Origin of the sequence: Williamsia sp. 1135 (assembly GCF_002095395.1) — a bacterium.
Taxonomy (GTDB): domain Bacteria; phylum Actinomycetota; class Actinomycetes; order Mycobacteriales; family Mycobacteriaceae; genus Williamsia.
Genome location: NZ_MJEI01000071.1, coordinates 26,637 through 48,387 on the forward strand (window position 1 = coordinate 26,637; position 21,751 = coordinate 48,387).

General features: G+C 65.2%; 24 protein-coding genes. 10 read left to right on the top strand and 14 right to left on the bottom strand.

From position 1 onward, the window contains the following. The first annotated feature begins 115 nt into the window (after positions 1–115). Positions 116–1,387 carry a benzoate/H(+) symporter BenE family transporter gene (locus BFL43_RS05820; RefSeq protein ID WP_084891642.1) on the top strand — a complete coding sequence of 424 codons (1,272 nt, stop codon included), beginning with the start codon at positions 116–118 and terminating at the stop codon, positions 1,385–1,387. Between the two features lie 19 nt (positions 1,388–1,406). Here BFL43_RS05820 and BFL43_RS05825 read toward each other — a convergent pair whose 3' ends face one another. The 3 genes from BFL43_RS05825 to BFL43_RS05835 are packed head-to-tail and all read right to left on the bottom strand — an operon-like array spanning position 1,407 to position 4,147. Beyond that, on the bottom strand, positions 1,407–2,243 hold the full coding sequence (locus BFL43_RS05825; RefSeq protein WP_084891683.1) for an enoyl-CoA hydratase-related protein: 837 nt from the start codon (positions 2,241–2,243) through the stop codon (positions 1,407–1,409). A 54-nt stretch (positions 2,244–2,297) separates the two neighbouring features. After that, a complete protein-coding gene (locus BFL43_RS05830) occupies positions 2,298–3,296 on the bottom strand; it encodes a MaoC family dehydratase (RefSeq protein ID WP_084891644.1) in 999 nt (332 codons plus the stop codon). 5 nt (positions 3,297–3,301) lie between these two features. Next, positions 3,302–4,147 carry a CoA ester lyase gene (locus BFL43_RS05835; RefSeq protein WP_084891646.1) on the bottom strand — a complete coding sequence of 282 codons (846 nt, stop codon included), beginning with the start codon at positions 4,145–4,147 and terminating at the stop codon, positions 3,302–3,304. A 202-nt stretch (positions 4,148–4,349) separates the two neighbouring features. Between BFL43_RS05835 and BFL43_RS05840 the strand changes: the two genes are divergently transcribed. Further along, complete coding sequence (locus tag BFL43_RS05840) at positions 4,350–5,090, top strand: GntR family transcriptional regulator (protein WP_084891648.1); 741 nt, start codon at positions 4,350–4,352, stop codon at positions 5,088–5,090. A 4-nt stretch (positions 5,091–5,094) separates the two neighbouring features. Here BFL43_RS05840 and BFL43_RS05845 read toward each other — a convergent pair whose 3' ends face one another. Continuing rightward, positions 5,095–6,249, bottom strand: coding sequence for a CaiB/BaiF CoA-transferase family protein (locus BFL43_RS05845; RefSeq protein ID WP_084891649.1), 1,155 nt, complete (start codon positions 6,247–6,249; stop codon positions 5,095–5,097). Between the two features lie 10 nt (positions 6,250–6,259). Next, positions 6,260–7,384 (bottom strand): acyl-CoA dehydrogenase family protein, encoded by a 1,125-nt coding sequence (locus BFL43_RS05850; protein WP_206186620.1) that lies wholly within the window; start codon positions 7,382–7,384, stop codon positions 6,260–6,262. A 229-nt stretch (positions 7,385–7,613) separates the two neighbouring features. Here BFL43_RS05850 and BFL43_RS05855 point away from each other — a divergent pair, with 229 nt between their 5' ends. Then, positions 7,614–8,426 (top strand): alpha/beta hydrolase, encoded by an 813-nt coding sequence (locus BFL43_RS05855; RefSeq protein ID WP_143695123.1) that lies wholly within the window; start codon positions 7,614–7,616, stop codon positions 8,424–8,426. A gap of 15 nt (positions 8,427–8,441) precedes the next feature. Here the strand turns inward: BFL43_RS05855 and BFL43_RS05860 are convergent, their stop codons facing one another. The 5 genes from BFL43_RS05860 to BFL43_RS05880 form a co-directional block, all read right to left on the bottom strand. Then, entirely contained in the window at positions 8,442–9,005 is a 564-nt protein-coding gene (locus BFL43_RS05860; protein WP_084891653.1) for a dihydrofolate reductase family protein, read from the bottom strand. A 63-nt stretch (positions 9,006–9,068) separates the two neighbouring features. After that, entirely contained in the window at positions 9,069–9,437 is a 369-nt protein-coding gene (locus BFL43_RS05865) for a type II toxin-antitoxin system VapC family toxin (protein WP_084891684.1), read from the bottom strand. 5 nt (positions 9,438–9,442) lie between these two features. After that, entirely contained in the window at positions 9,443–9,631 is a 189-nt protein-coding gene (locus BFL43_RS05870; RefSeq protein WP_084891655.1) for a type II toxin-antitoxin system VapB family antitoxin, read from the bottom strand. Positions 9,632–9,729: 98 nt separating this feature from the next. Further along, positions 9,730–10,809 carry a redox-regulated ATPase YchF gene (gene ychF / locus BFL43_RS05875; protein WP_084891685.1) on the bottom strand — a complete coding sequence of 360 codons (1,080 nt, stop codon included), beginning with the start codon at positions 10,807–10,809 and terminating at the stop codon, positions 9,730–9,732. A 79-nt stretch (positions 10,810–10,888) separates the two neighbouring features. Then, positions 10,889–12,115, bottom strand: a complete 1,227-nt coding sequence (locus BFL43_RS05880; protein WP_143695124.1) for an AI-2E family transporter — start codon at positions 12,113–12,115, stop codon at positions 10,889–10,891. A 118-nt stretch (positions 12,116–12,233) separates the two neighbouring features. Here BFL43_RS05880 and BFL43_RS05885 point away from each other — a divergent pair, with 118 nt between their 5' ends. Beyond that, positions 12,234–13,337, top strand: coding sequence for a crosslink repair DNA glycosylase YcaQ family protein (locus BFL43_RS05885; RefSeq protein ID WP_084891656.1), 1,104 nt, complete (start codon positions 12,234–12,236; stop codon positions 13,335–13,337). A 3-nt stretch (positions 13,338–13,340) separates the two neighbouring features. On the opposite strand, the gene BFL43_RS05890 is transcribed toward BFL43_RS05885, so the two are convergent. Next, on the bottom strand, positions 13,341–13,580 hold the full coding sequence (locus BFL43_RS05890) for a hypothetical protein (RefSeq protein ID WP_084891658.1): 240 nt from the start codon (positions 13,578–13,580) through the stop codon (positions 13,341–13,343). Positions 13,581–13,774: 194 nt separating this feature from the next. Between BFL43_RS05890 and BFL43_RS05895 the strand changes: the two genes are divergently transcribed. From BFL43_RS05895 to BFL43_RS05915, 5 genes are all read left to right on the top strand, one after another. Continuing rightward, a complete protein-coding gene (locus BFL43_RS05895) occupies positions 13,775–15,301 on the top strand; it encodes an AlkA N-terminal domain-containing protein (protein ID WP_084891660.1) in 1,527 nt (508 codons plus the stop codon). Next, on the top strand, positions 15,298–15,822 hold the full coding sequence (locus BFL43_RS05900) for a methylated-DNA--[protein]-cysteine S-methyltransferase (RefSeq protein ID WP_084891661.1): 525 nt from the start codon (positions 15,298–15,300) through the stop codon (positions 15,820–15,822). Before BFL43_RS05895 ends, BFL43_RS05900 begins: the two co-directional genes overlap by 4 nt. Before the next feature lie 30 nt (positions 15,823–15,852). Then, positions 15,853–17,004 (top strand): DNA recombination protein RmuC, encoded by a 1,152-nt coding sequence (locus tag BFL43_RS05905; RefSeq protein ID WP_240498089.1) that lies wholly within the window; start codon positions 15,853–15,855, stop codon positions 17,002–17,004. A 149-nt stretch (positions 17,005–17,153) separates the two neighbouring features. Beyond that, positions 17,154–17,654 carry a hypothetical protein gene (locus BFL43_RS05910; RefSeq protein WP_084891663.1) on the top strand — a complete coding sequence of 167 codons (501 nt, stop codon included), beginning with the start codon at positions 17,154–17,156 and terminating at the stop codon, positions 17,652–17,654. Positions 17,655–17,782: 128 nt separating this feature from the next. Next, positions 17,783–18,601 (top strand): DUF6542 domain-containing protein, encoded by an 819-nt coding sequence (locus tag BFL43_RS05915; protein ID WP_143695125.1) that lies wholly within the window; start codon positions 17,783–17,785, stop codon positions 18,599–18,601. Between the two features lie 20 nt (positions 18,602–18,621). On the opposite strand, the gene BFL43_RS05920 is transcribed toward BFL43_RS05915, so the two are convergent. Together BFL43_RS05920 and BFL43_RS05925 are read right to left on the bottom strand one after the other, a co-directional pair. Further along, positions 18,622–19,176 (bottom strand): nucleosidase, encoded by a 555-nt coding sequence (locus BFL43_RS05920; RefSeq protein WP_084891665.1) that lies wholly within the window; start codon positions 19,174–19,176, stop codon positions 18,622–18,624. After that, positions 19,173–19,940 (bottom strand): fructosamine kinase family protein, encoded by a 768-nt coding sequence (locus BFL43_RS05925; protein WP_240498090.1) that lies wholly within the window; start codon positions 19,938–19,940, stop codon positions 19,173–19,175. Before BFL43_RS05925 ends, BFL43_RS05920 begins: the two co-directional genes overlap by 4 nt. Before the next feature lie 45 nt (positions 19,941–19,985). Here BFL43_RS05925 and nadE point away from each other — a divergent pair, with 45 nt between their 5' ends. Beyond that, complete coding sequence (gene nadE / locus BFL43_RS05930; RefSeq protein WP_084891667.1) at positions 19,986–20,810, top strand: ammonia-dependent NAD(+) synthetase; 825 nt, start codon at positions 19,986–19,988, stop codon at positions 20,808–20,810. Here the strand turns inward: nadE and BFL43_RS05935 are convergent. Next, positions 20,779–21,729: an SDR family oxidoreductase gene (locus BFL43_RS05935; protein WP_084891668.1), complete on the bottom strand. Its 951-nt coding sequence runs from the start codon at positions 21,727–21,729 to the stop codon at positions 20,779–20,781. The two genes, nadE and BFL43_RS05935, sit on opposite strands and share 32 nt — an antisense overlap. Between the last annotated feature and the right edge of the window lie 22 nt (positions 21,730–21,751).

Consider the following 21,751-nt stretch of genomic DNA (forward strand, 5'->3'; position numbering starts at 1 on the left):
ACACTCGGCGACGATCGAAGCCGTCGCGTACACCCTTGCGACGGGGTCCACAGTCATCCCCGGGCCTCACTATTTCGGCGATAAAACAGAATTGGCACACGACCGGTGACGACCCATGAGCTCCACTGAAGCTGAACTTCGCCCCACAGCAGGCGGATTCGAGCGTCCGGCGCAACGACCGCCAAGTCGTCGGCAGCTGGCCGCCGATTTCGGCGGCCGATACGTCGGGGCGGGCGCGACCGGTGTGCTGTTCTCCGCCACCGGACCCGTCGCGGTGATAATGGGTGCGGCGTCGGCCGGTTCTCTGACCGCGTCCCAGACGGCATCGTGGATCTTCGGCGTCTTCGTTCTCAACGGGCTTCTGACGATCGTCGCGAGCTGGGTGTACCGGCTACCGCTGAGCTTTTTCTGGACAATCCCCGGCACTGTTCTCGTGGGTCAGGCACTGGGGTCGTTGACGTGGCCCGAGGTGGTCGGTGCCTACATCGCGACCGGCATCCTGATGACTGTCCTCGGGGCGACTGGCCTGGTCGCGAGACTCATGGCCCTGATCCCCCACCGCGTCGTGATGGCGATGGTCGCCGGGGCGTTTCTCTCTTTCGGAACCGGCCTGGTCCGCGCTGTCACCTCTGACGTTCTTGTCGCCGGACTGATGGTTGTGGCATGGCTGCTGGTGACGAGATCCTCCGCGTTGGCGGCCAGAGTCCCCGCGGTGCTCATCGCGCTTGTCGTCGGTCTCGGCGCGTTGGCAGCGACCGGCGGATTCGAACCACTCGGGGCGGCGGCGGCGTCGCTACCGCTGGTCGCCGCTCCAGAATTCGTTGCACCGGTGTGGAGTTGGCCGGCGTGCGCACAGCTGGTGGTTCCGCTGTCGATCACCGTCATCGCTGTGCAGAACGGGCAGGGCGCCGCCGTCTTGACTGCCGCGGGTCACCACCCACCGATGAAGGTGGTCACGGTCCTGTGCGGTGTCTGGTCGGTGCTCGCGGCTCCCCTGGGCGCGATCTCCACATGTTTGGCCGGGCCGACCAACGCCCTGCTCACCGCGGTCGGCGAACGGCACCGCCAGTACACAGCAGGGATCACGTGCGGTGTCCTGGCCATCGGCGTCGGATTGAGTGCCCCGATGTTGGTCAGGCTGCTCACCGTTGTGCCAATGAGTTTCGTCGCGGCACTGGCCGGACTGGCGATGCTCGAAGCCCTGCGCGGGGCCTTCGTCGGAGCATTCAGGGACTCACCAGAGGACACATCGAAACGTCCACCGCTGGGCCCGCTGATCACACTGCTGGTGACGATTTCGAGTATTCAGGTCGCAGGGCTCGGCGCCCCCTTCTGGGGGCTGGTCGCCGGAGTTGTCGTCACCCGGTTGCTCGACGACCGCGGTTGAGCCGCACGCTCCGCAGTCGCTACCCGAAGATCGGTGGCAGCCCCTCGGATACCTGCTGCGGGAACTCCGGCACACGCTTGTCGAGAAACGCGGTAACTCCTTCTCGCACATCGTCGGAGGTACCTCGAATGAAGATGGCCTTCGACTCGGCACGGTGCGCGACCTCAGGGCTCTCGGCGCCGAGCATCTGCCACATCAGCTGTCGGGTCAGTGCTGCCGACACCGGTGACACACCTGCTGTCAACTCGATTGCTACAGCGATGGCCCGATCCAGCACCTGATCTGCCGGCACCAGCTCACGAACCAAACCCCGCTCGAGCGCTTCGTCGGCGGTCACCATCTTGCCGCCGATGGTCCACTCGAGTGCCGTGGAGATCCCGACGATGCGGGGCAGGAACCAGTTGGAGCAGGCTTCTGGCACCAAGCCTCTGCGGGTGAAGACGAATCCGAATTTTGCATTGTCCGCGGCGATGCGGATGTCGGCGGGAAGCGTCATCGTGACGCCGACACCTGCCGCCGGACCGTTGATGGCCGCGATCACCGGCTTGAGTGACCGGTAGATGCGCAGACTGACCCGGCCACCCTCATCGGGCGGCGCTTCGCCGGATCCCTTGTCATCGAGTACGAAGGTGTCGCCACCTCCGCCGAGGTCCGCGCCCGCACAAAATGCCCGACCCGCACCGGTGATCACCACGGCCCGGACCGAGTCGTCGGCGTCGCACTCGTCGAACGCCTCGATGATCCGGTCGTGCATCTCGCTGGTGAACGCATTCAGGCGCTCGGGCCGATTCAGCCGGACGATCGCGATCGGCCCCCGGCGCTCCAGTTCCACCACGCCTGAGTTCCATGCGGTCACAACGTCTCCTCCTTGGGTCCAGGTGCTCTGGATCACACGGTAGACCCGCCGCCGCTACCCGACGGCCGCAAGTGCTGTGAACCGCCAGTCCAGGACAGGAATCGGCCCGTCTTCGCCGCCCGCGACCTCGGCAATCGACCGGAGTCGCAGCAGCGTTGCCCCTCCGTCGATCGTTTCGGCGGAGTCGACATGAAGCCGACTCGTGATGGTATCGCCCTCACGCACCGGACCGAGGTGATCGCACGACTGCCAGCCGAGAACGGTGACGAGGTTCGGCAACGCCCGGGTCGCCTGTGACAGCGCGATTCCGATGGTATGCCCGCCGTACACCAGTCGAGCGCCACCGTTGACGCGTGAATCATGATGTGTCGCGGCGATGTTCAAGGACAACCGGGCGAGTTCCGGTGCGCTCGAGACAACATCGGCGCTGCTGAGAAATGTGACCCCGGCAAGGTCGGTGCTGGTCGCCGGCATCCCCGAGAGATCCCAGCCCTCCGGGATCCGATACGCAGGTTCGTCGGCCGGCCCGATGGCCGCCAGGTCGTCGGACGCCGGTTCGCCGCTACCGCGCGGTGAATCCGAGAACGGGATCATGGCACACCGGTAGAAGTCCAAGATCTTGCGGCCGGTCTGGTCGACGGTCTCCATCCGCAGCGCGGCCAACCCGGTCGGGCGCCTACCCGGCTTGACGGTGTTCGCCTTGAGACCGACGACTTCGGTACGGGTGTAGAGGGAGTCGCCGAGGTGCGGAAAGGCGTGAAACCGCAGGCCACGGTAGAACAGATTTGCTTTGACGTGATGGGTTGCCAGAGTGGATTGCCCGATGGCTATGTCGCAGACCAACCCGGGGTGAGCCAGCGCGGTGGACCCTCCGGTGACGGCTGCGGACAGGTGCGCATCGAGCGGCAAACGCAGGCGATCCCCGAGAATGGCCTGATGCATCGCGGCGGCGCCGTCCGTGAGGGTCATCGACGGCGCGGTGTCGAAAACCTGACCCACTGCCAGCTCGTCGAAGTACGGACCGCCCACGTCGATGTGGTTTGGTTCGGTCATGGCCCTCAGCGCCCTTCCGCCAGCGCCAGCACCCGCCGCGCGGACACCGCGACGGCCTCATCGAGCATCTGACCATCGAGCGACGCGGCTCCCGCGCCCTTGGCCTCGGCCTCCGCGAGAGCACCCAAGATTTGTCTTGCCTCGGCGAGGGCATCGGCTGTCCGGGTGAATTCCTTTGCTGTGAAGGCGATCTGGGCCGGGTGGATGACCCATTTGCCGTCGAACCCGAGCTCGCGCGTCCAACGGGTCGCAGCGTGGAAGTCCGCGTCATCAGCGATCGACAGGTGCGGTCCGTCGATGGCTGCGATACCGGCGGTACGGGCGGCGATCAGTATTCGGTCCTGAACGGCCGACCATCGATGCGGCGGGAGGTTGCGCTCGCGCCCGAGCGCTGCCGCGAGATCGGCATAGCCAATGACTATCGCAGCCAGGCGCTCGGTGGCGCCGCAGATGTCGTCGAGATGGGTGAGGCCGGCCGGCGTTTCGATCAGTGCCTGCAGTTCGGCCGGGTGCGTGCCCAACGCCTGGACGGCCGCGGTGAGATGCTCGGCGCTCTCGACCTTCGGCACGACCACACTCGTCAGCCCAGAGCCTGTCGTCGACAGCGCGGCCAGATCATCAAGTGCCCAGGGAGAATCGATGCTGTTGATCCTGACCGACAGCAACGGACCGCTGGGCGACGCATCGCCCGTCAGCGTCTCGATCACCAGTGCCCGCGCTGTGTCCTTCTGCGCCGGAACCACGGCATCCTCGAGGTCGAGCACCACCTCATCGACCTCGAGCGTCAGAGCTTTGTCGATCTTTCGTTGGTCGGACCCGGGTACGACCAACACCGATCTGCGTCGTTGCATCGACTACTACCTCACTTCGACAAAGATATGTACGGCCAAATACTGGCGGGATTCTGCATCAAAGTCAAGGTTTCAGCTCGAATCGGAGCACGCGCGCCGATATGGCCGTACAATCCAAAGGTCAGCCGATCACCCCCAGATCCGACACGAGGTGTGTATCAGGTTGGTGCACGCGCATGACCTGCATAGCATCTGAGGAACCATGACCGGTAAGAAGCGCGAGGCCGAACCCGCCTATCAGGTGTTGTCCAATCAGCTACGACAGGACATCGCCGGTGGGCTGTACGACAACGGTGCGAAACTGCCCACCGAGGCCGAGCTCTCGGAGCGCTACGAGGTGAGCCGGCAAACCGTGCGCCGCGCGTTCGTCGACCTCGTTGCCGCAGGCATCGTCTACCGGGTCCCAGGGCGCGGCACCTTCGTCAACGAATCCGGCGGCCGGTACCTCCGTCAGCAAGGCTCGATCCAAGACCTGCTGAACCTGTCGACCGACACGACAATGGAAGTGGTCAGCGCGCTGGCGCGCCGCATCGACGTCGAAGCAGCGAGCCGACTCCGCCTCGACAGCGACGTCGTCTACACCATGGTCTTCCGGCGCATCCACGATGGAATACCGTTTGTCCTCACCACCGTGCACCTGCCCGAGGACACCGCAAGGTTGGTCCTGAATGCGCCGGAAGTGGCCGCAGGTGCAGTCAGCACCTACACCATGATCGGCCTGCTCGAACCCCATCTCGACTCGCCGATTTCCGAAGCAGCGCAGTCCATCACGGTCGACGCCGCGAACGGTCTGGATTCCGCGCACCTCGCCTGCACCGAAGGACACCCGGTCTTGCGCATCGATCGTCTCTACACCGATGCCGCCGGTGTCGCCCGGGAACTGTCGGTGAGTCACTACCTACCGGAGCACTACACCTACCGGGTGACGCTGCAACGCGCTTGAGTGGTCACACCTGAACACCCAGTTCCCGCCGGATCAGATCATTGTGTTCGCCCAGTCGGGGTACCGACCCCAACGGGACCTCATCGGACCCGGCAATGTTCACCGGGGATCGTAGACCGCGGGCAGTTCCGGTTTCGGTGTCGACGTCGCGCCATCTATCGCGCTCCCGGAGAGCCGGGTGGTCGAGTAGTTGGGCTGCCGTGCGCATCCGGGCGTTCGCGATACCGGCCTGATCGAGTTGTTCGATGACGTCAGCCGACGAACTGCGCTGCAGCGCTTCGGTGATGAGCATATTCAGCGCCGTGGTGTTCTCGACACGGTCCGGGTTGTGGATGAACCGTTCATCGATGGCGAGTTCAGGGCGACTCAGCACCGAGGAGCACAGCGAGGCCCACTCCCTGTCGTTCTGCACCGCCAAGAATACGGCCTGTCCGTCACCACACTCGTAGGGGCCGTATGGGGCGATCGTCTGGTGGCGGGCACCGGTGCGTGGCGGGGTCGTCCCCGAAAAGCCTGCGAGGAGGGCCGGCTGACTCATCCACTCCCCGAGCGCATCGATCATGGCGACCTCGAGCGATGCACCCTCCCCCGTCGCCTGCCGATGGTAGAGCGCCGTCAAGATGCCTGTGTAGGTGTACATCCCGGCGGCGATGTCGGCGATGGAGAGACCGGCCTTGGCCGGTTCATCCGGTGATCCGGTGACTGCCAGCACCCCCGTTTCGCATTGAATCAGCAGGTCGTACGCCTTCTTCGTCTGGTATGGCCCGTCGGTGCCGTATCCTGACACACTGCAGTGCACCAGATCCGGGTGATCCTCGCGCAATGTGACTGCGTCCAGACCGAGTCGGTCGATGGCTCCCGGCCCGAGATTGCTGACGAACACGTCGGCCCGGTCGATCAGGACGTCGAGAACTTTCCGGTCGTCGGCATCTTTGACGTCGAGTTCGAGACTCTCCTTACCGCGATTGAGCCAGACGAAGTAGCTCGACTGGCCGTGCACGCTGCGGTCGTAGCCGCGCGCGAAGTCGCCGACGCCGGGGCGCTCGATCTTGATGACCCGAGCACCGAGATCGGCGAGCTGACGGGTCGCAAACGGCACGGCAACAGCATGTTCGAGTGATACGACGGTGATTCCGGCGAGCGGCTGCGCTGATGTCATGGCGGTATCGTCAGATTCCGCCGCGGGATACCAACTGGCCCGCGATCACGTTGCGCTGGATCTCGTTCGTGCCCTCGCCGACGATCATCAACGGCGCATCCCGGAAGTAGCGTTCGACGTCGTATTCGGTCGAGTACCCGTAGCCACCGTGAATACGAACCGCGTTCAGCGCGATCTCCATAGCGATCTCGGAGGCGAACAGCTTCGCCATGCCCGCTTCCATGTCGCATCGTTCGCCGGAGTCGTATTTCTCTGCGGCATAACGGGTGAGCTGTCGCGCGGCGGTCAGCTTCGTCGCCATGTCGGCGAGGTAATTGCCGATCGACTGGTGCTTCCAGATCGGCTTTCCGAAGCTCTCTCGCTGCTGCGCATAGGCGAGCGAATCCTCCAGCGCTGCCGTCGCAACACCGAGCGCACGGGAAGCCACCTGGATGCGGCCGGTTTCCAGGCCCTTCATCATCTGTGCGAATCCCTTGCCCGGGGTGCCACCGAGGATGGCTGTCTGCGGGACGCGGTAGTTGTCGAAGGAGAGCTCACACGACTCGACGCCCTTGTAGCCCAGCTTGGGCAGATCCCGCGACACCGTCAGTCCCGGTCCGTGTTCGGCCAGCACGATCGAGATTCCCGAGTGCCGGGGCTGGGCTGTGGGATCGGTCTTGCACAGCAACGCGATCACCCCCGACCGACGGGCATTGCTGATCCACGTCTTCGACCCACTGATGACGAGGTCATCGCCTTCGGTCTTGGCGACCGTTGTGAGGGCTTGCAGATCCGATCCGCCGCCCGGTTCGGTCAATGCCATCGTCGCCCGCATCTCACCGGTGGCCATCACGGGCAAGTACTTCTGCTTCTGCTCTTCGGTGCCGTACAGCGCGATGAGCTTGGCCACCACCGTGTGTCCGCCCATGGCACCGGACAGACTCATCCAACCCCGCGCCAGTTCCTCGGTAACGGCGACGTAGCAGGGCATCGACACCGGCGACCCACCGTAGGCCTCGTCGATCGCAAGACCGTAGATGCCGATCTGCTTCATCTGCTCGATCCACTTCTCCGGATATTCGTTGGCCTTCTCGACCTCCCGTACCGACGGCTTCACCTCGCGGTCGACGAAGTCGCGAACAGTCCGCACCAGCATCGTTTCTTCGTCGTTCAGGTTGTAGCTCACGTGATCCTCCAGCAAGGGAAACTTTGTACGGCCATATTGCTCGGTGCTGCCCCTGAAGTCAACCCACCCCCGATGATGTGCCGTTTTGGCGAACGAAATCCCAGGTGAGCTCCGCCAAAAGGGCACACTATCGGAGGTGGGATTGGGCCCTTGACGCCCGATTGGCCGTACATTTGGATCACGATATTCTCGGATGACTATGAGCCGAACAGTTGGGTTGCGCCGCAGCACTGTCGAGACCTCCGACGGGGCCCTGCTCGCCGTGCAGGAAGGTGGGCCCGACACCGGACCCGCGCTACTGCTGCTTGCCGGCCAAGCCAACTCCCACCGGTGGTGGACGGGTATCCGCGACCGCTTCGGGCAGCGATTTCGCACGATCAGCTTCGACTATCGAGGCGCCGGAGACACCCGCGCCGAGGAATCATCGACATGGTCGACCACCCTGTTCGCCGACGACGCCGCTCGGGTTCTGGCGACCCTCGGAGTCGACTCCGCGCACGTCTACGGCACCTCGATGGGTGGCCGGGTAGCGCAGATGCTCGCCATCGACCACCCCTTGACTGTGGATCAACTCGTCCTCGCCTGCACAACCACAGGCGGGGCGCTCGCGGTCGAGCGCGACAACGACGTGCGTCGCGCACTGGCACAACAGGATTCGCATGCCAGGGTCAATGCGCTACTCTATCTCATGTACACCCCGGCGTGGTTCGCCCCGGGGCGACGCAGCCACCTTCTCGGAGATCCCGATATGTCGGCCCGAGCGCAGCTACTCCATCTGCGCACCAGCGGCGGCCACGACGCCGTCGATCGACTCTGCGAAATCCGTTCGCCGACACTGATCCTGCATGGCAGCGACGACCTCATGGCCCCGGTTGTCAACGCGCACCGCCTCGGTGACGCCATCCGCGACTCTCACGTCGAGATCACCACCGGCGGTCGGCACGGGTTCTTCGACGAATTCGCCGACTCCGTGTCGGCTCAGGTCATCGATTTCCTCGACGACGGGCTGTAGAACGAGTCCGCCACGTCAGCGCGGTTGGTAGTGCAGGTATGCGATGCCGTTGTCGAAGATTCTGTGCTCGACAAGATCCAGATCGAGGCGAGCGCCATCAGGCAGGGCCCGCAGTCCGCCGCCCACCGTCTTCGGAACCACGAAGAAGTGGAAGTCTCCGACAAGGCCCGCACGAATCGCCGCAGCCGCGGTGGTAGGGCCGAAGATCTCGACCACTCCAGTCGCACTGTCGACGATCCGCCGCAACTCGTCCAAGCTCAACTCAGATACGAGACGTGCACGGTCCGAATGGAGTTCGTCGGGCGTCATCGTTGATGACACCACCACCTTGTCGATACCCCGCCACCGTCGGCCGAACTCCCGCGCGGCCTCAGGACTGTCTGCGTCACCGGGATAGTTCTCCCAGTAATCCATCCCCGCGTACGTCTTCCGGCCCAACACCTCGGTCGTCACCGTCGCGATGCGGTCGAGATGGACGGCGAACACCGCATCGCTCGGGCCGGTCCACTGGAAGTCACCATCAGCGTCGGCGGCATAGCCGTCGAGAGACACCGTTGCAGCGTAGCTCAGGGTTCCCATTCGCAGTAACCTCCTGGTGTGAGGTGATCATCTTATCCATTGCGGCGGAACAAGTTCAGGTTGTCATTCACCAAAAGGGGTTATACCCAAAGTGGTGCACGCAGCAATCAACCGTTTGTCCCTGGTCCAGAGCGTCGCTCCGTCGACCAACAGAACTGAGCCGAGCAACCCGGCGTCAACTGCACTGAGCCCGCGGCCCCATAATCGCTTCCGATCAACGAGATGTAGGAGCTCCTCGTGCTGAACAGTCGGAAACTGCGACAAGGAAGCCAAGAGCTCGAGGACCACGTCGCGCTGCTTCAGCGAACCCAGCGCCAGCTCCTCGATGACCAGCGGGTGGCCGCCTACGGCGTCATCCATCAAGAGCCCGACCAAACGCTCCTCCGAGGCATGTAAATGGTCGATCCATACCGACGTATCAACCAAGATCATCCGGCTCAAGGCGTTCTACGAGGCGCGGAAGTTGCACTCCGATCGGTCCCGCCCAGGGCAGCTAACCGCCGCCCACTCTCAACCCTCACCAGCGTCTGCAGTCCTTGACGGAGAAGTGCCGCGCTCTCCGTCACGCCAGTGAGCTCGGCGGCCCGTTGCAGCAGCGCGTCGTCGATCGTGACTGTTGTTCGCATCGCACACCTTCGTCGGCATCATTTGATGCTTACAATGATGCCACAGCGAAATGAGATCTTGACCACGACGCAACCGCCCGGCCGCTGATGCGAGCTCACTACACGTTGAAGCGGAACTCCACGACATCTCCGTCAGCCATGACGTAGTCCTTGCCTTCCATCCGCACTTTGCCCGCAGCTTTCGCAGCGGCCATCGAACCGGCGGCGTCGAGGTCGGCGAAGGACACGATCTCGGCTTTGATGAAGCCCTTTTCGAAGTCGGTGTGGATGACGCCGGCGGCCTTGGGAGCGGTGTCGCCCTTGTGAATCGTCCAGGCGCGCGACTCTTTTGGTCCAGCGGTCAAGTATGTCTGCAGACCCAGGGTGTGAAAACCGGCGCGGGCCAGCGAATGCAGACCGGGCTCGTCCTGACCGATCGAGTCGAGCAATTCCTGGGCGTCCTCCGCATCGAGTTCGAGGAGTTCGCTCTCGACCTTGGCATCGAGGAACACCGCATCTGCCGGAGCCACCAGCTCTTTGAGCTTTGCGATCCGCTCGGGGTCGGTCAGCACCGACTCGTCGGCGTTGAACACGTAGAGGAACGGCTTGGTGGTCATCAGGTGCAGCTCGCGCAGTTTCGCGAAGTCCAGCTTGTCCTTCTGCGAGAACAGCGTCTTGCCCTCGTTGAGGATCTTCTGCGCTTCTTGAACAGCGGCGACGACCTCGACGAGGCCCTTGTCCTTGCGCGAATCCTTCTCGAGCCGCGGCAGAGCCTTCTCGATGGTCTGCATGTCGGCGAGGATCAACTCGGTCTCGATCACCTCGATGTCGGAGACCGGATCGACGCGACCGTCCACGTGCACCACGTCATCGTCCGCGAACACCCGCACGACCTGACAGATGGCCTCGGCCTCGCGGATGTTGGCGAGGAACTGGTTGCCCATTCCCTCCCCCTCGGAGGCGCCCTTGACGATGCCTGCGATGTCGACGAACGAGACCGTGGCGGGCAGGATGCGCTCGCTGGAGTGGATTTCAGCCAGTCTCGCCAACCGGGAATCGGGCAGCTCCACCACACCGACGTTGGGCTCGATGGTGGCGAACGGGTAGTTCGCAGCCAGCACATCGTTGCGGGTCAGCGCATTGAACAGGGTGGATTTGCCGACGTTGGGCAATCCGACGATTCCGAGGGTAAGACTCACGGGTGACCAGTCTAGTTGCCGGTCGAAGTCTCTTCGCGCGCCGCCGCCGGAACAGATGCACCATGTGCTTTTGTCCGGGTCAGGCCTGCTCGGGTCTGGCGACGCCGTCGTCGGGGACGACGAGGTCGTCGTCCTCGTCGTCGGCCACCACCTTCTCCCCAGCCCTGATCGCGATCTGTTCGTTCAGATACCGCAGGATCACCGCGACCACGGCGGCCACCGGCACTGCGAGGAATGCGCCGATGATGCCGAACAGAGTGCCGCCGCCGGTCACCGCGAGCAGCACGATCGCCGCATGCAAGTTCATCGACCGCGACTGGAGCCATGGCTGCAGCACGTTGCCCTCGAGCTGTTGCACCGCGACGATGATGCCGAGCACGATCAGCGCCGTCCAGAGACCGTTGCCCACGAGCGCCACCAGAACAGCGAGGGCTCCGGCGACGAACGCGCCCACGATCGGGATGAAACCGCCGAAGAACGTGATGATGGCGAGCGCATAGGCAAGGGGCACACCGAGTATCACAAGTCCGAGCCCGATGAGCACTGCATCGATGGCGCTCACCAGTGCCTGGGTGCGGATAAAGCCACCGAGAGTCGACCAGATCCTGGTCAGCACCTCGGCCAGGTGCTCGGCGGCAGGCGCCCCGCTGGTGCGACGCAACCACGGGACGAACCTCGGGCCGTCTTTGAGGAAGAAGAACGTCAGGAACAAGACGGTGAAGAGCGTGATCAGCACGGAGGTCGCAGCCGCGACACCGGTGAACACTCCCGATGCGATGGTGGCGCTCGAGTCCTGGATCCGGCTCGTGATCGCGTTGACCGCGTTGTCGAGCTGATCGTCGCTGAAGTTGAACGGCGGGCCGTGCAGCCAGTCCTGGATCTTCACGACACCGTCGGTGGCCTGAGAGGCCAGATCTCCTGACTGGTCGACCACCGACGGTGCGATCGCACCCATGATCCCGGCGACCACCCCGACCGCGAGCAGCAAGACCACGGCAGACGCTGCCGCAGCGTTCATGCCTTTGCGCCGGAGCCAGCCCACCGGCGGCCACAGCACCGTGCACACGATGATGGCGAGGAGGATGGGCAGCAAGACGACCCAGGTCTTGCCGATGATCCACGCCAGCACCCAGGCACCGCCGGCGATGAGGATCAGGCGCAGGCTGTGCTTGGCGAGCCATTGGGTGCCTTGCCCGATCACGAAACCCCGGTTCGGGGTCAGCGTGGCGGGCGAACTCGACACCACATCCTTGTCATCCGCCCCCGCCGCACCCTTGAGTGGTTCCCCCGACGATGTTTTTGCCATTGGTTGATGTTCACACACCCGGAGGACGTTCGACGCCCCGGACGTCATCGGCCCTGCAGAATGTCGGCCTTTGTGCGTACGGTCGTCACCGAAGAGACATCTCGCGTCGGGAGGCCGTATGGACACCATCAGCCGTACTCAACTCCTTGCGGCGCGCTGGCACGTCCAGCAAGTCGGCCGCGAGCCCGGCGCGAAGGGGTGCGACCTCCTCGACTACGGCGTCCAGGACACCGGACCCGACGGCGCCCCCTGGGCACTTCACATCCGCGGATTCGAACAATCCGACGACAGTCTGGCCGTCGCCTGGACGATCCGGGGCGCACCGCACTACTACCGGCGCGCCGACCTCGCGGAGGTCTCGGTGGCAGTGAGCCCCCTGTCATCCGAGGACGCGGGTAAGCGGATCTACGACGCGAGCAAGAAGTTCAGAGATGCGGGCACCGATCCCCTCGAGGCGATGGCCGAGCTCGCGGCCGAGATGCGCAAGATCGTCACCACTCCGACGGTCAAGGGCGAGATGTCGAGGCAGCTGACGTCGGTGCTGCCCGATCACTTTCTGCGCTACTGCAAGCCGTGCGACGCCATTCATCCCTACGAGAACTCGTTTCGGCTCGCTGCAATCCAGGCCGGGCTCGAGTTGCAGCCGGACACCAGTCCCCCGGTTCTCCAGCGGATCAAGGGGTTGCGTCCGAACAATTTTCGGCGGCTGGGAACCGACGCCGCCGAGCGGTTCGACGTCGTCCGCAACCACCTACGCTTCTACGGTGCCGCCACCCCGAAACAGGTCGCGGAGTTCCTCGATGCGCCCGTTCGGGACGTCGAGGCCCACTGGCCTTCTGACGTCACAGACGTATCGGTGGACGGTCAGACGAGGTCTGCGCTGACCGATGGCCTCGAGGTGCTGATCGATCCCCCGGAGCCCACGGGCCTCCGTCTGGTCGGTCCGTACGACCCTTTGCTGCAGACCCGCGACCGCGAGTTGCTGGTACCGGACGCGACACTCCGCAAGGCCACCTGGCCCGCCCTCGGTCGCCCTGGCGTGATCTTCTCAGCAGCCGAACCGATTGGCACCTGGCGGCCGGCGAAAGCAGGCAAGAAACTCAACATCACCGTGGAACTGTGGTCCAAGACCACCGCAAAAACCACCGCCGCCATCGACGAGCAGGCAGCGCAACTGGCTCAGTTCCGGGGCCTCGGCCCCGGAACCGTGAAAACGAAGTGACGTTCAGGCGCGCCGACGCTGTAGCCAGCGGAACATGCCGCTGACCGCGTCGAGGTCCTGCTGGACGGGATCGGCCTGCGGGACCGACTCCACCGACGCCTCCGGCGCGGTCGCTGCCGGCTTCTCGGCCTCGATCGCCGACTTCACGGACTGTTCGCCGTACAGACCCATCATGATCTCGATGCCCCAGCCCGGAAACTGCGACAACGGCGCTTCTTTGCGTCCCCATCGTGTTACGTACATATTTCACACTCTGGCACGCATCGGCAGTTTTGTCCTCCTTTTGCTGCGTAGAGGGCATAAAGGCGACACGAAGAAGAACTTCGCCCGGAATCGACCAGTGATCTGGACCACACCGAGAGACGTCTTGAAGGGCCGTCCATCGTCACGTCCGATTTCCGCTAGTGAAGTCCCGTGAACCCTGCCAGAGTGGTGGCATGAGCCCAGGTCCCGCAGCGAGCGCACGTCAGCTCGACTTCGACAGCTGCTACCGAGCCGTCCAGTCCCGGGATGCGCGATTCGACGGTCAGTTCTTCGTCGCAGTCCGCACGACGGGCATCTACTGCCGCCCGTCGTGCCCCGCCATCACCCCCAAGCCACACAACGTGTCGTTCGTGCTGACTGCCGCCGTCGCCCAGCAGGAGGGATACCGTGCGTGCCGCCGGTGCCTGCCCGACGCGGTGCCGGGATCTCCGCGCTGGAACGTCAACTCCGATCTGGCCTCCCGGGCGATGCGTCTGATCGAAGACGGGCTGGTGGATCGCACCGGCGTGAGCGGACTGGCCGGACAACTCGGATATTCGCCCCGCCAGCTCAATCGGGTCCTCGGAGATCAGATCGGGGCAGGACCGCTGGCCTTGGCGCGCGCCTACCGCGCGACCACGGCGCGCATGCTCATCCAGTGCACGGACATGTCCATGTCTGACATCGCGTTTGCCGCCGGCTTCGCCAGCATCCGGCAGTTCAACGACACGGTGCGCGAGGTGTTCGCGCAGACGCCGACAGAACTCCGCGCCAAGGGCGCGCCGCGCGGTCCCGGGGTGGCCGGAGCCGCCGTCACACTCAAACTCGCCGTCCGGCAACCATTCTCGCCGCCCTGGCTGCACTGGTTCCTGTCCGCGCACGCGGTGACCGGGATCGAGAGCTGGGACGGACAGACCTACCGCCGCTCACTCGATCTGCCGCACGGACCGGCCATCGTCGGCCTGCAGATCGACACCGACCATGTTCGCGCCGAACTTCGGCTGCAAGACATGCGCGACCTCGGCGTCGCGGTGCACCGGGTCCGCAAACTGCTCGATCTCGACGCCGATGTCGCCGCCGCCAACGACGTCTTGCAGCGGGTCCCGGCCCTGTCTCCGCTGGTCGACGCGATGCCCGGAATCCGGGCACCGGGCAGTATCGATCCGACCGAACTACTCCTGCGAACGATGATCGGCCAGCAGATCTCGCTGCCCGCCGCCCGCACGCATGCGGCCAAACTCGTCGCAGCACTGGGTGTTCCGCTCGGCAACCCAGACGGCGGGATCACCCACCTGTTCCCGACGGCCGCGGCCATCGCCGAACGCGGCCATGAGGTGCTCACCGGGCCGGCGGCCCGGACCACGGCGATCGTGGACGTCAGCCGGGCCATCGCCGAGGACCGCTTGACAATGCACCCGGGCCTGCCGGCTGCCGAACTGCGGACGCAGCTGATCGCCCAACGCGGCATCGGGGCATGGACCGCCGACTACGTCATCATGCGACTGCTGGGTGACCCGGACATCCTGTTGAACACCGATCTGGTCCTGCGCAAGTCCGCGGCCGACCTCGATATCGACCTCACCGACACGAGTCGCTGGTCACCGTGGCGGTCCTACGCCTCGATGCATTTGTGGCGCAGCGCAGTTGCTCGCGTCGAACCCACCCTTGCCGTCGCACCGGCGCCTCCGATCACCACCCGTAGCCGAAAGAAGGTCTCATGAGTACCGCCGCCTGGACCACGATCACCACCCCGACCGGTCCGTTCACCATGGTTGTCGACAGCGACGGTCAGGTACTGGCTTCCGGATGGTCTGCCGACGCCGACTACCTCAATGCTTTGGTGCACAAATCGATTCGACCGGACGTTCTCGTCAACAAGCCGGATCTGGGAACGGTGAGCGCCGCCGCGGAGGCCTATCACCGCGGCGACGTCACGGCCATCGACGACATCGCGGTGAAGCAACGGTCGGGTGCCTTTCTCGAACACGCCTGGGACGTATTACGCCAGGTGCCCGCGGGCGACCCGGTCAGTTACACCGAATACGCCCGCCTCAGCGGCAGGCCCGCAGCCATCCGGGGCGCCGCCAGCGCGTGCGCACGCAATGCGGCGGCCCTGTTCGTCCCATGCCATCGGGTCCTGCGTTCAGACCGGACGCTCGGGGGCTTCCGCTACGGACTGGACGTCAAGTCCTGGCTGCTCGCGCATGAGAACTCAGAGGAAACGCTGTTCACCTCCGCCTGACTGTCAGACCTCTCGTGCACCATCACTCTCATGAGTATCACCGCGGTCGTGCTGCTGATAGTCGGTCTGGCCATCGGATTCGCGCTCGGCTGGCTGGTCCACGCCGGTCGGACCGGCACCGAACTGGCCGTGGCGCGCGCCGAGGCCGATGCGGCCCACGCCAATCACGACCTGCTCGTCCGGTCGCTGTCGGCCGCGAGTGAGGACGCCGCCCGTCGACAGTCCGGCGCCATCGGCCAGCAGGTCTCCCACATCGTCACCCCACTCCGGGAAACGCTGGACACCCTCGCCGGGGAGCTGCGCCGCACCGAGCGCAACCGCATCGCGGCCTACGCCGGCCTGACCGAACAGGTGTCAGGGATGCGCGAGACCTCCGCTCACCTGGGGTCGCAGGCCGAGCAGCTGGCAGGCGCCCTGCGGTCGCCGCAGGCCCGGGGCAGGTGGGGTGAACTGCACCTCGAGCGCGTCATCGAAGCGGCCGGCCTGCAACGGCACTGCGATTTCACCAGCCAGGTCAGCGGGATCACGAACGACTCGTCCAAGGTTCGCCCCGACCTCGTGGTCCATCTGGCAGGTGGCCGCGACGTGGTGATCGACGCGAAGGTGCCCCTGTCTGCCTACCTCGAAGCCTCCGACAGCACTGACCCCACCATCCGCGCACAGGCGTATCGGGCCCATGCCCGGGCGCTGCGCGGCCACGTGCTGCAGTTGTCCTCCAAGGCCTACTGGGAAGCATTGCGACAGTCACCGGAGTTCGTCGTCCTGTTCGTCCCGGGTGAGGCGATCCTGGAGATGGCGTGCCGGGCCGACCCCGATCTCATCGAATACGGCTTCACCCACAATGTGGTGATCGCGACACCGACCAATCTGGTCGCGTTGCTGCGCACGATTGCACTCGGGTGGCGGCACGAAGCACTCACCAGAGACGCTCAGCAGATCCACCAGCTCGGAAAAGAGCTCTACCAGCGGATCGGTCTGGTCACCCGCCACCTCGACAAGCTGGGCGAATCGCTGGGCAAGGCGGTCGAGTCGTACAACTCGGCGATCGGCACCATCGACTCGAGGGTCACCGTCACCGCCCGCAAGCTCTCCGAGCTGGACGCGTTCTCCGACTTGGACGATCTGGACCCGCCGGTGGCCATCGACGTCGCCCCCAGGCGTGCGGAATCGCGCGTCAACTGACGCACATTGTGCGGATCCAGTCGCGTTCGGGTACCTGAGCCAAGCAACTTGGAAGCATTGGCGGTGAGGTTCCATGCGAACTTCAAGCCCATTCCAAGCGGTACACGACAACCTGATTCCAGTCGCCCTTCACCCCTGGAGTCAGTCACATGTCTGTCAGCCGCTCAACCGCCACCGCCACCGCCCGCATCAGCCCGTCCGGATGCGTCGTCGGAGGCTGGCTCCTCACCACGGCGGCGGTCGGCGGATTCGCCTTCGTCGCAGGTGACAACATCCAGAGCACCATCGACACCCCGACCCCCATGCCAGCGGTCGCGTCCATCGAGGCACCGGCCCTTTCTCAAGGGTCCGCCGTCGCCGTGTATCTGCCCACCCGCGCCGGAGCGCTCTCAGACGGCCGCGTCACCGTGGCCGTCACCACACCCGCGCAGGTGCAGTCCCTCCCCGCGGACATCGCCTGCGGCCTGAACCAGCGAGCCGGCCTCTCCATCTCCCGGGTCCACGCCCCTGATCGGGCGGCACACTCCTCGAACAGTCGCGGACCGGCCAGTGTGGCCCGGGTCAGCGCCACGGCATGCAGACTTGCCGCCACGCAGGCGACTCCCGCCAAACCCGCGATCAAGGCCGCCTCCGCAGCCTCCGGCCACTGATTGCGCAGAGCGACGAAACGCTGACCCGCGGATCTTCCATCGACGCGACCGCCGCGCGTTCCGATGCGTCTGGCGTCCCCACTGCGTTCGTTACCCGGATTCTCAGCATTTACCGGTACGGTCAACATGTGATTTCTGGCCCGCGCTCACGCTCGGGGGTACCCCTCGACGAGCAATCCGCACTTCCCACCGCACCTGGCGTGCCCTGGTGGGGTGCGGTTCTGATCGCCGTAGGTCTGACCACTGTCGGTGCGGTCATCGCTGTGTCCGGCGATGAGACCAACCTCGGGTTCTCGTTCAAGGCCCTGTACTTCGTGGGTTGCATCGCCGCGGTCCTCGCCGTTCGCCGCCGAGCACTCTTCACCGCCGTCGCCCAGCCGCCGCTGGTGCTGTTCGGAGTCGCGGTCATCGCGCTGTACTTCCTGGTGTCGGACTCCGGCGCGGGCCTGAAGAAGCTCGTCTTCGATGTGGCCCTACCGGTGGCGAAGCTGTTTCCGCTGATGGGATGGACCTTCGTGGCTGTGTTCGCCATCGGGGCGGCCCGCTTCTGGTTCACACATCCGAAGAACGCCGGCAAGCCGTCCCCGAGCCGCCGATCGGCGGCGAAGAAGACGACAGCGGCAAAGTCCGAGTCCACCGCTCGGCCGAGACGCACGAGTTCACCCAAGCCGTCGATGGTCAAAGAGGACGCCTCGAGCACCGCGATCCCGCCGCGTTCCCGGGCAGGCCAGACCCCGCGTACTCCGCGTCCCCCCGAGCCCCGACTGCGGAACCCTGAACTCGGTGACGAGGTACCCCGTCGCCGTCGAGCGGCCCCGGAAGCTCCGGAACCGCGCCGCCGGCACGCAGGGTCGTTCGACAATCCACCTCAGCCCGGTGCACGCGCCTACCGCAGCCCGGACGGTTACGAGCCGGCACCACGCCTGCGCCATCGCGACCCGCACTGACCTGACGACAGCCGTCCAGGTCATGCCGCGACGTTGCGCTCCAACCACTCCCCGATCAACCTGGCCGCCGCATCCACGCGGGCGGGCCAATCCATGGCACCCTCGTCTGCGTCGTCGCTGACGACCTTGACGAGCCGGCATGCGACACCGAAATGACTGCACGCCTGGGCGATGGCAAAGCCTTCCATGTCGACCAGCCCTGCCCTCGCGGCGAGCACATCGCGTTGCACCGGATCAGCGACGAAAGTGTCCCCGGTAGCCACTTCGCTGCCGTCCCCACCCGGCAGGTCATACCGGTCGACCACCGGGTAGCCCATGGAGCTCAGCGGCGCGCTGCTGATGTCGTGCTGATGGACCACCGACGGGACGTACAGGCCAGCGGTCGCGGGACGCAACGCACCGGCGGTGCCGACGTTGAGCACCGTGAGACGGGACGTATCCGCGTGGTGCGCCAAGGTCTGGGTCACCGCGATGGCCGCCGAGACCTTCCCGATGCCGCAGATCAGCAGCGGCAGCCGGGTGGGCACGTAGGCAGCCTCGGAGCTGGTGGCCGAGACGACGAGCACCTCGTTCACGCGGCGAGCTCCAGGGTGCGCCGGGCCGCCCTGCCCAATTCGGTGCCGTAACCGGGACCATGCCCGGCGGCGTGGACGGCCAGTGGATGCAACTGATGCAGTGGGATGCGGTCCTGCCATCCCGCCCGCAGCCGATGGGCTCTCTGATACCCGTCGATCACTGCCTCGAACTCAGGACAGCCGAAGAGCGCCAGCATCGCGAGGTCGGTCTCTCGGTGTCCGCCGTGCGCGGCCGGATCGATCATCACCACCCCTTCCGGTGACCACATCACGTTTCCGCTCCACAGGTCACCATGGATCCGCGCCGCCGGCTCATCGTCGTCGAAGTGCCCAGACGCGATGAGCTCGCAGGCGTCCCGGGTGGCCTCGGCGTCGGAGTGCGTGAGATTGCCCGCAGAGACGGCAACGTCGACGAAGGCCAGCACTCGCTGCGCGGCGTAGAACTCGCCCCAGGTAGGCCTCGGGTCTGACGGCATCGCCCTGCTCCCGATGAACAGCTGGCCGTCGAAACCGGCTGGTGGACTGCCGAACTCAGAGGCACCGGCATCATGCATCCGCGCCAGCGCAGCACCGAAGTCCGCAGCGGCGACCGGCGTCGGCGCAGCGGAGCCCACCCGCTCCAGCGTGATGTGCTCAGCCGAGACCTCGAGCACCTGCACCACCGGCGCCCCGGCGTCGCCGAGCCAGCGCAATCCGGCCGCTTCAGCGGCGAAGAAGTCGGGGTGGGCGCCAGGGCGGCGTTTGACGAATTCTGCGGTGGTCACCCCTCCAGCGTGCCGGATCACCGTCGGTCGCACTACCATCGGCTCATGGCCAGCCTGCAGAAGAGCATCATCGCCGAACTCGAGGTGTCCGCGACCATCGACCCCCGGTCGGAGGTGGACCGACGCGTCGGCTTTCTCAAGGGGTACCTGACGTCGACCGGGATGAAGGGGTTCATTCTCGGTATCAGTGGCGGACAGGACTCGGCCCTGGCCGGACGTCTGTGCCAGCTGGCGGTCGAGGCCGTGCGCGCCGACGGTGGCGAGGCGACCTTCCTCGCTGTCCGCCTCCCCTACGGTGAGCAGGCCGACGAAGACGACGCCCAGATCGCTCTGCAGTTCATCAAGCCCGACCGCAGCGCGGTCTACAACGTCAAACCGGGCTCCGACTCCACCGCGGAAGAGGTGGTGCAGACGTTGGGTGAGCCGCTGCTCGATCTGGTCCGCGGCAACATCAAGGCCCGTGAACGCATGGTGCTGCAGTACGCGGTCGCCGGCCAGGAGAACCTCCTGGTGGTCGGTACCGACCACGCCGCAGAAGCGGTCACAGGGTTCTTCACCAAGTTCGGGGACGGCGGAGTCGACGTCACACCTCTGACCGGTCTGACCAAAAGGCAAGGCGCACAGATACTCTGGCATCTGGACGCACCGAAGTCGGTGACGTCCAAGGTGCCCACCGCCGACCTCGAGGACGACCGCCCGGCGCTGCCTGACGAAGAAGTGCTCGGGGTCACCTACAGCCAGATCGACGACTACCTCGAAGGCGACCAGGTCGACGACGCCGTCGCCGAACGGATCGAATCACTGTTCGTTCGGACCAGGCACAAGCGGACCGTGCCGGTCACCCCTTTTGACGAGTGGTGGAAGAGCTAGAGCTCGAATCAGACGGCGCCGCAAGGTCTTCGAGATTGCGGCCACTGATACGGGCCAAGTGGTCGAAACGGTTGTTCGCGATCCGCATGACGATCTCGTAGGGCAGCGCGAACTTGCGTGCCACGAAGTAGCCGAACCGGATGTCGAACGACGTGTACACCATGAACTGGTTCTTGCGGATCCCCGTCAGGATCGCCTCGGCCGCCTTCTCCGGGGAGACCGCGACCTTGTGGAAGTGCCCGATCTCACGCTGGATGACCGGATTCTCGCGGTCGAGACCCGCGATGTCGACGGTGCCGACAAGAGGGGTGTCGACGCCACCAGGGCAGACCAGCGACACCCCGATCTTGTGGCGGCGCAAGTCCATGCGAAGGACCTCCGATACGCCCCGGATTCCGAACTTGCTCGCGCTGTAGGCAGCGTGCCACGGCAATGCCAGCAGCCCGGCCGCCGACGAGACGTTCACCAGATGACCGCCGCGGCCCCGTCGCACGATCTGCGGGACGAAGCATTCGATGATGTGGATCGGCCCCATCAGATTGACGTCGACCATCTTCTTCCAGTGCCGATGCTCGAGGTTTTCTACTGTGCCCCAAGCTGATACACCGGCGATGTTCATGACGACGTCCATCACGCCCACCTCGGCGTCGACCTGCTGGGCGAACCGGCGGACCCACTCGTAGTCGGACACATCGCCCGCGCGATGGAACAGGATCTTCCCGTCGGCCCGCTTGACCTCGGCGACGGTTTCGTCGAGATTCTCCGCCGCGATGTCGGTCAGCACGAGGGCCGCGCCATCACGCGCCGCCGCCATCGCAGTCGCCTTGCCGATCCCGCTCCCCGCGCCGGTGATCAGGACCCGTTTGCCTTGAAGGTTCTTCACGGGCACGCTCATCACCAGGAGATCTTTGATGCTCATGACTCAACCCTACGGGTAACGT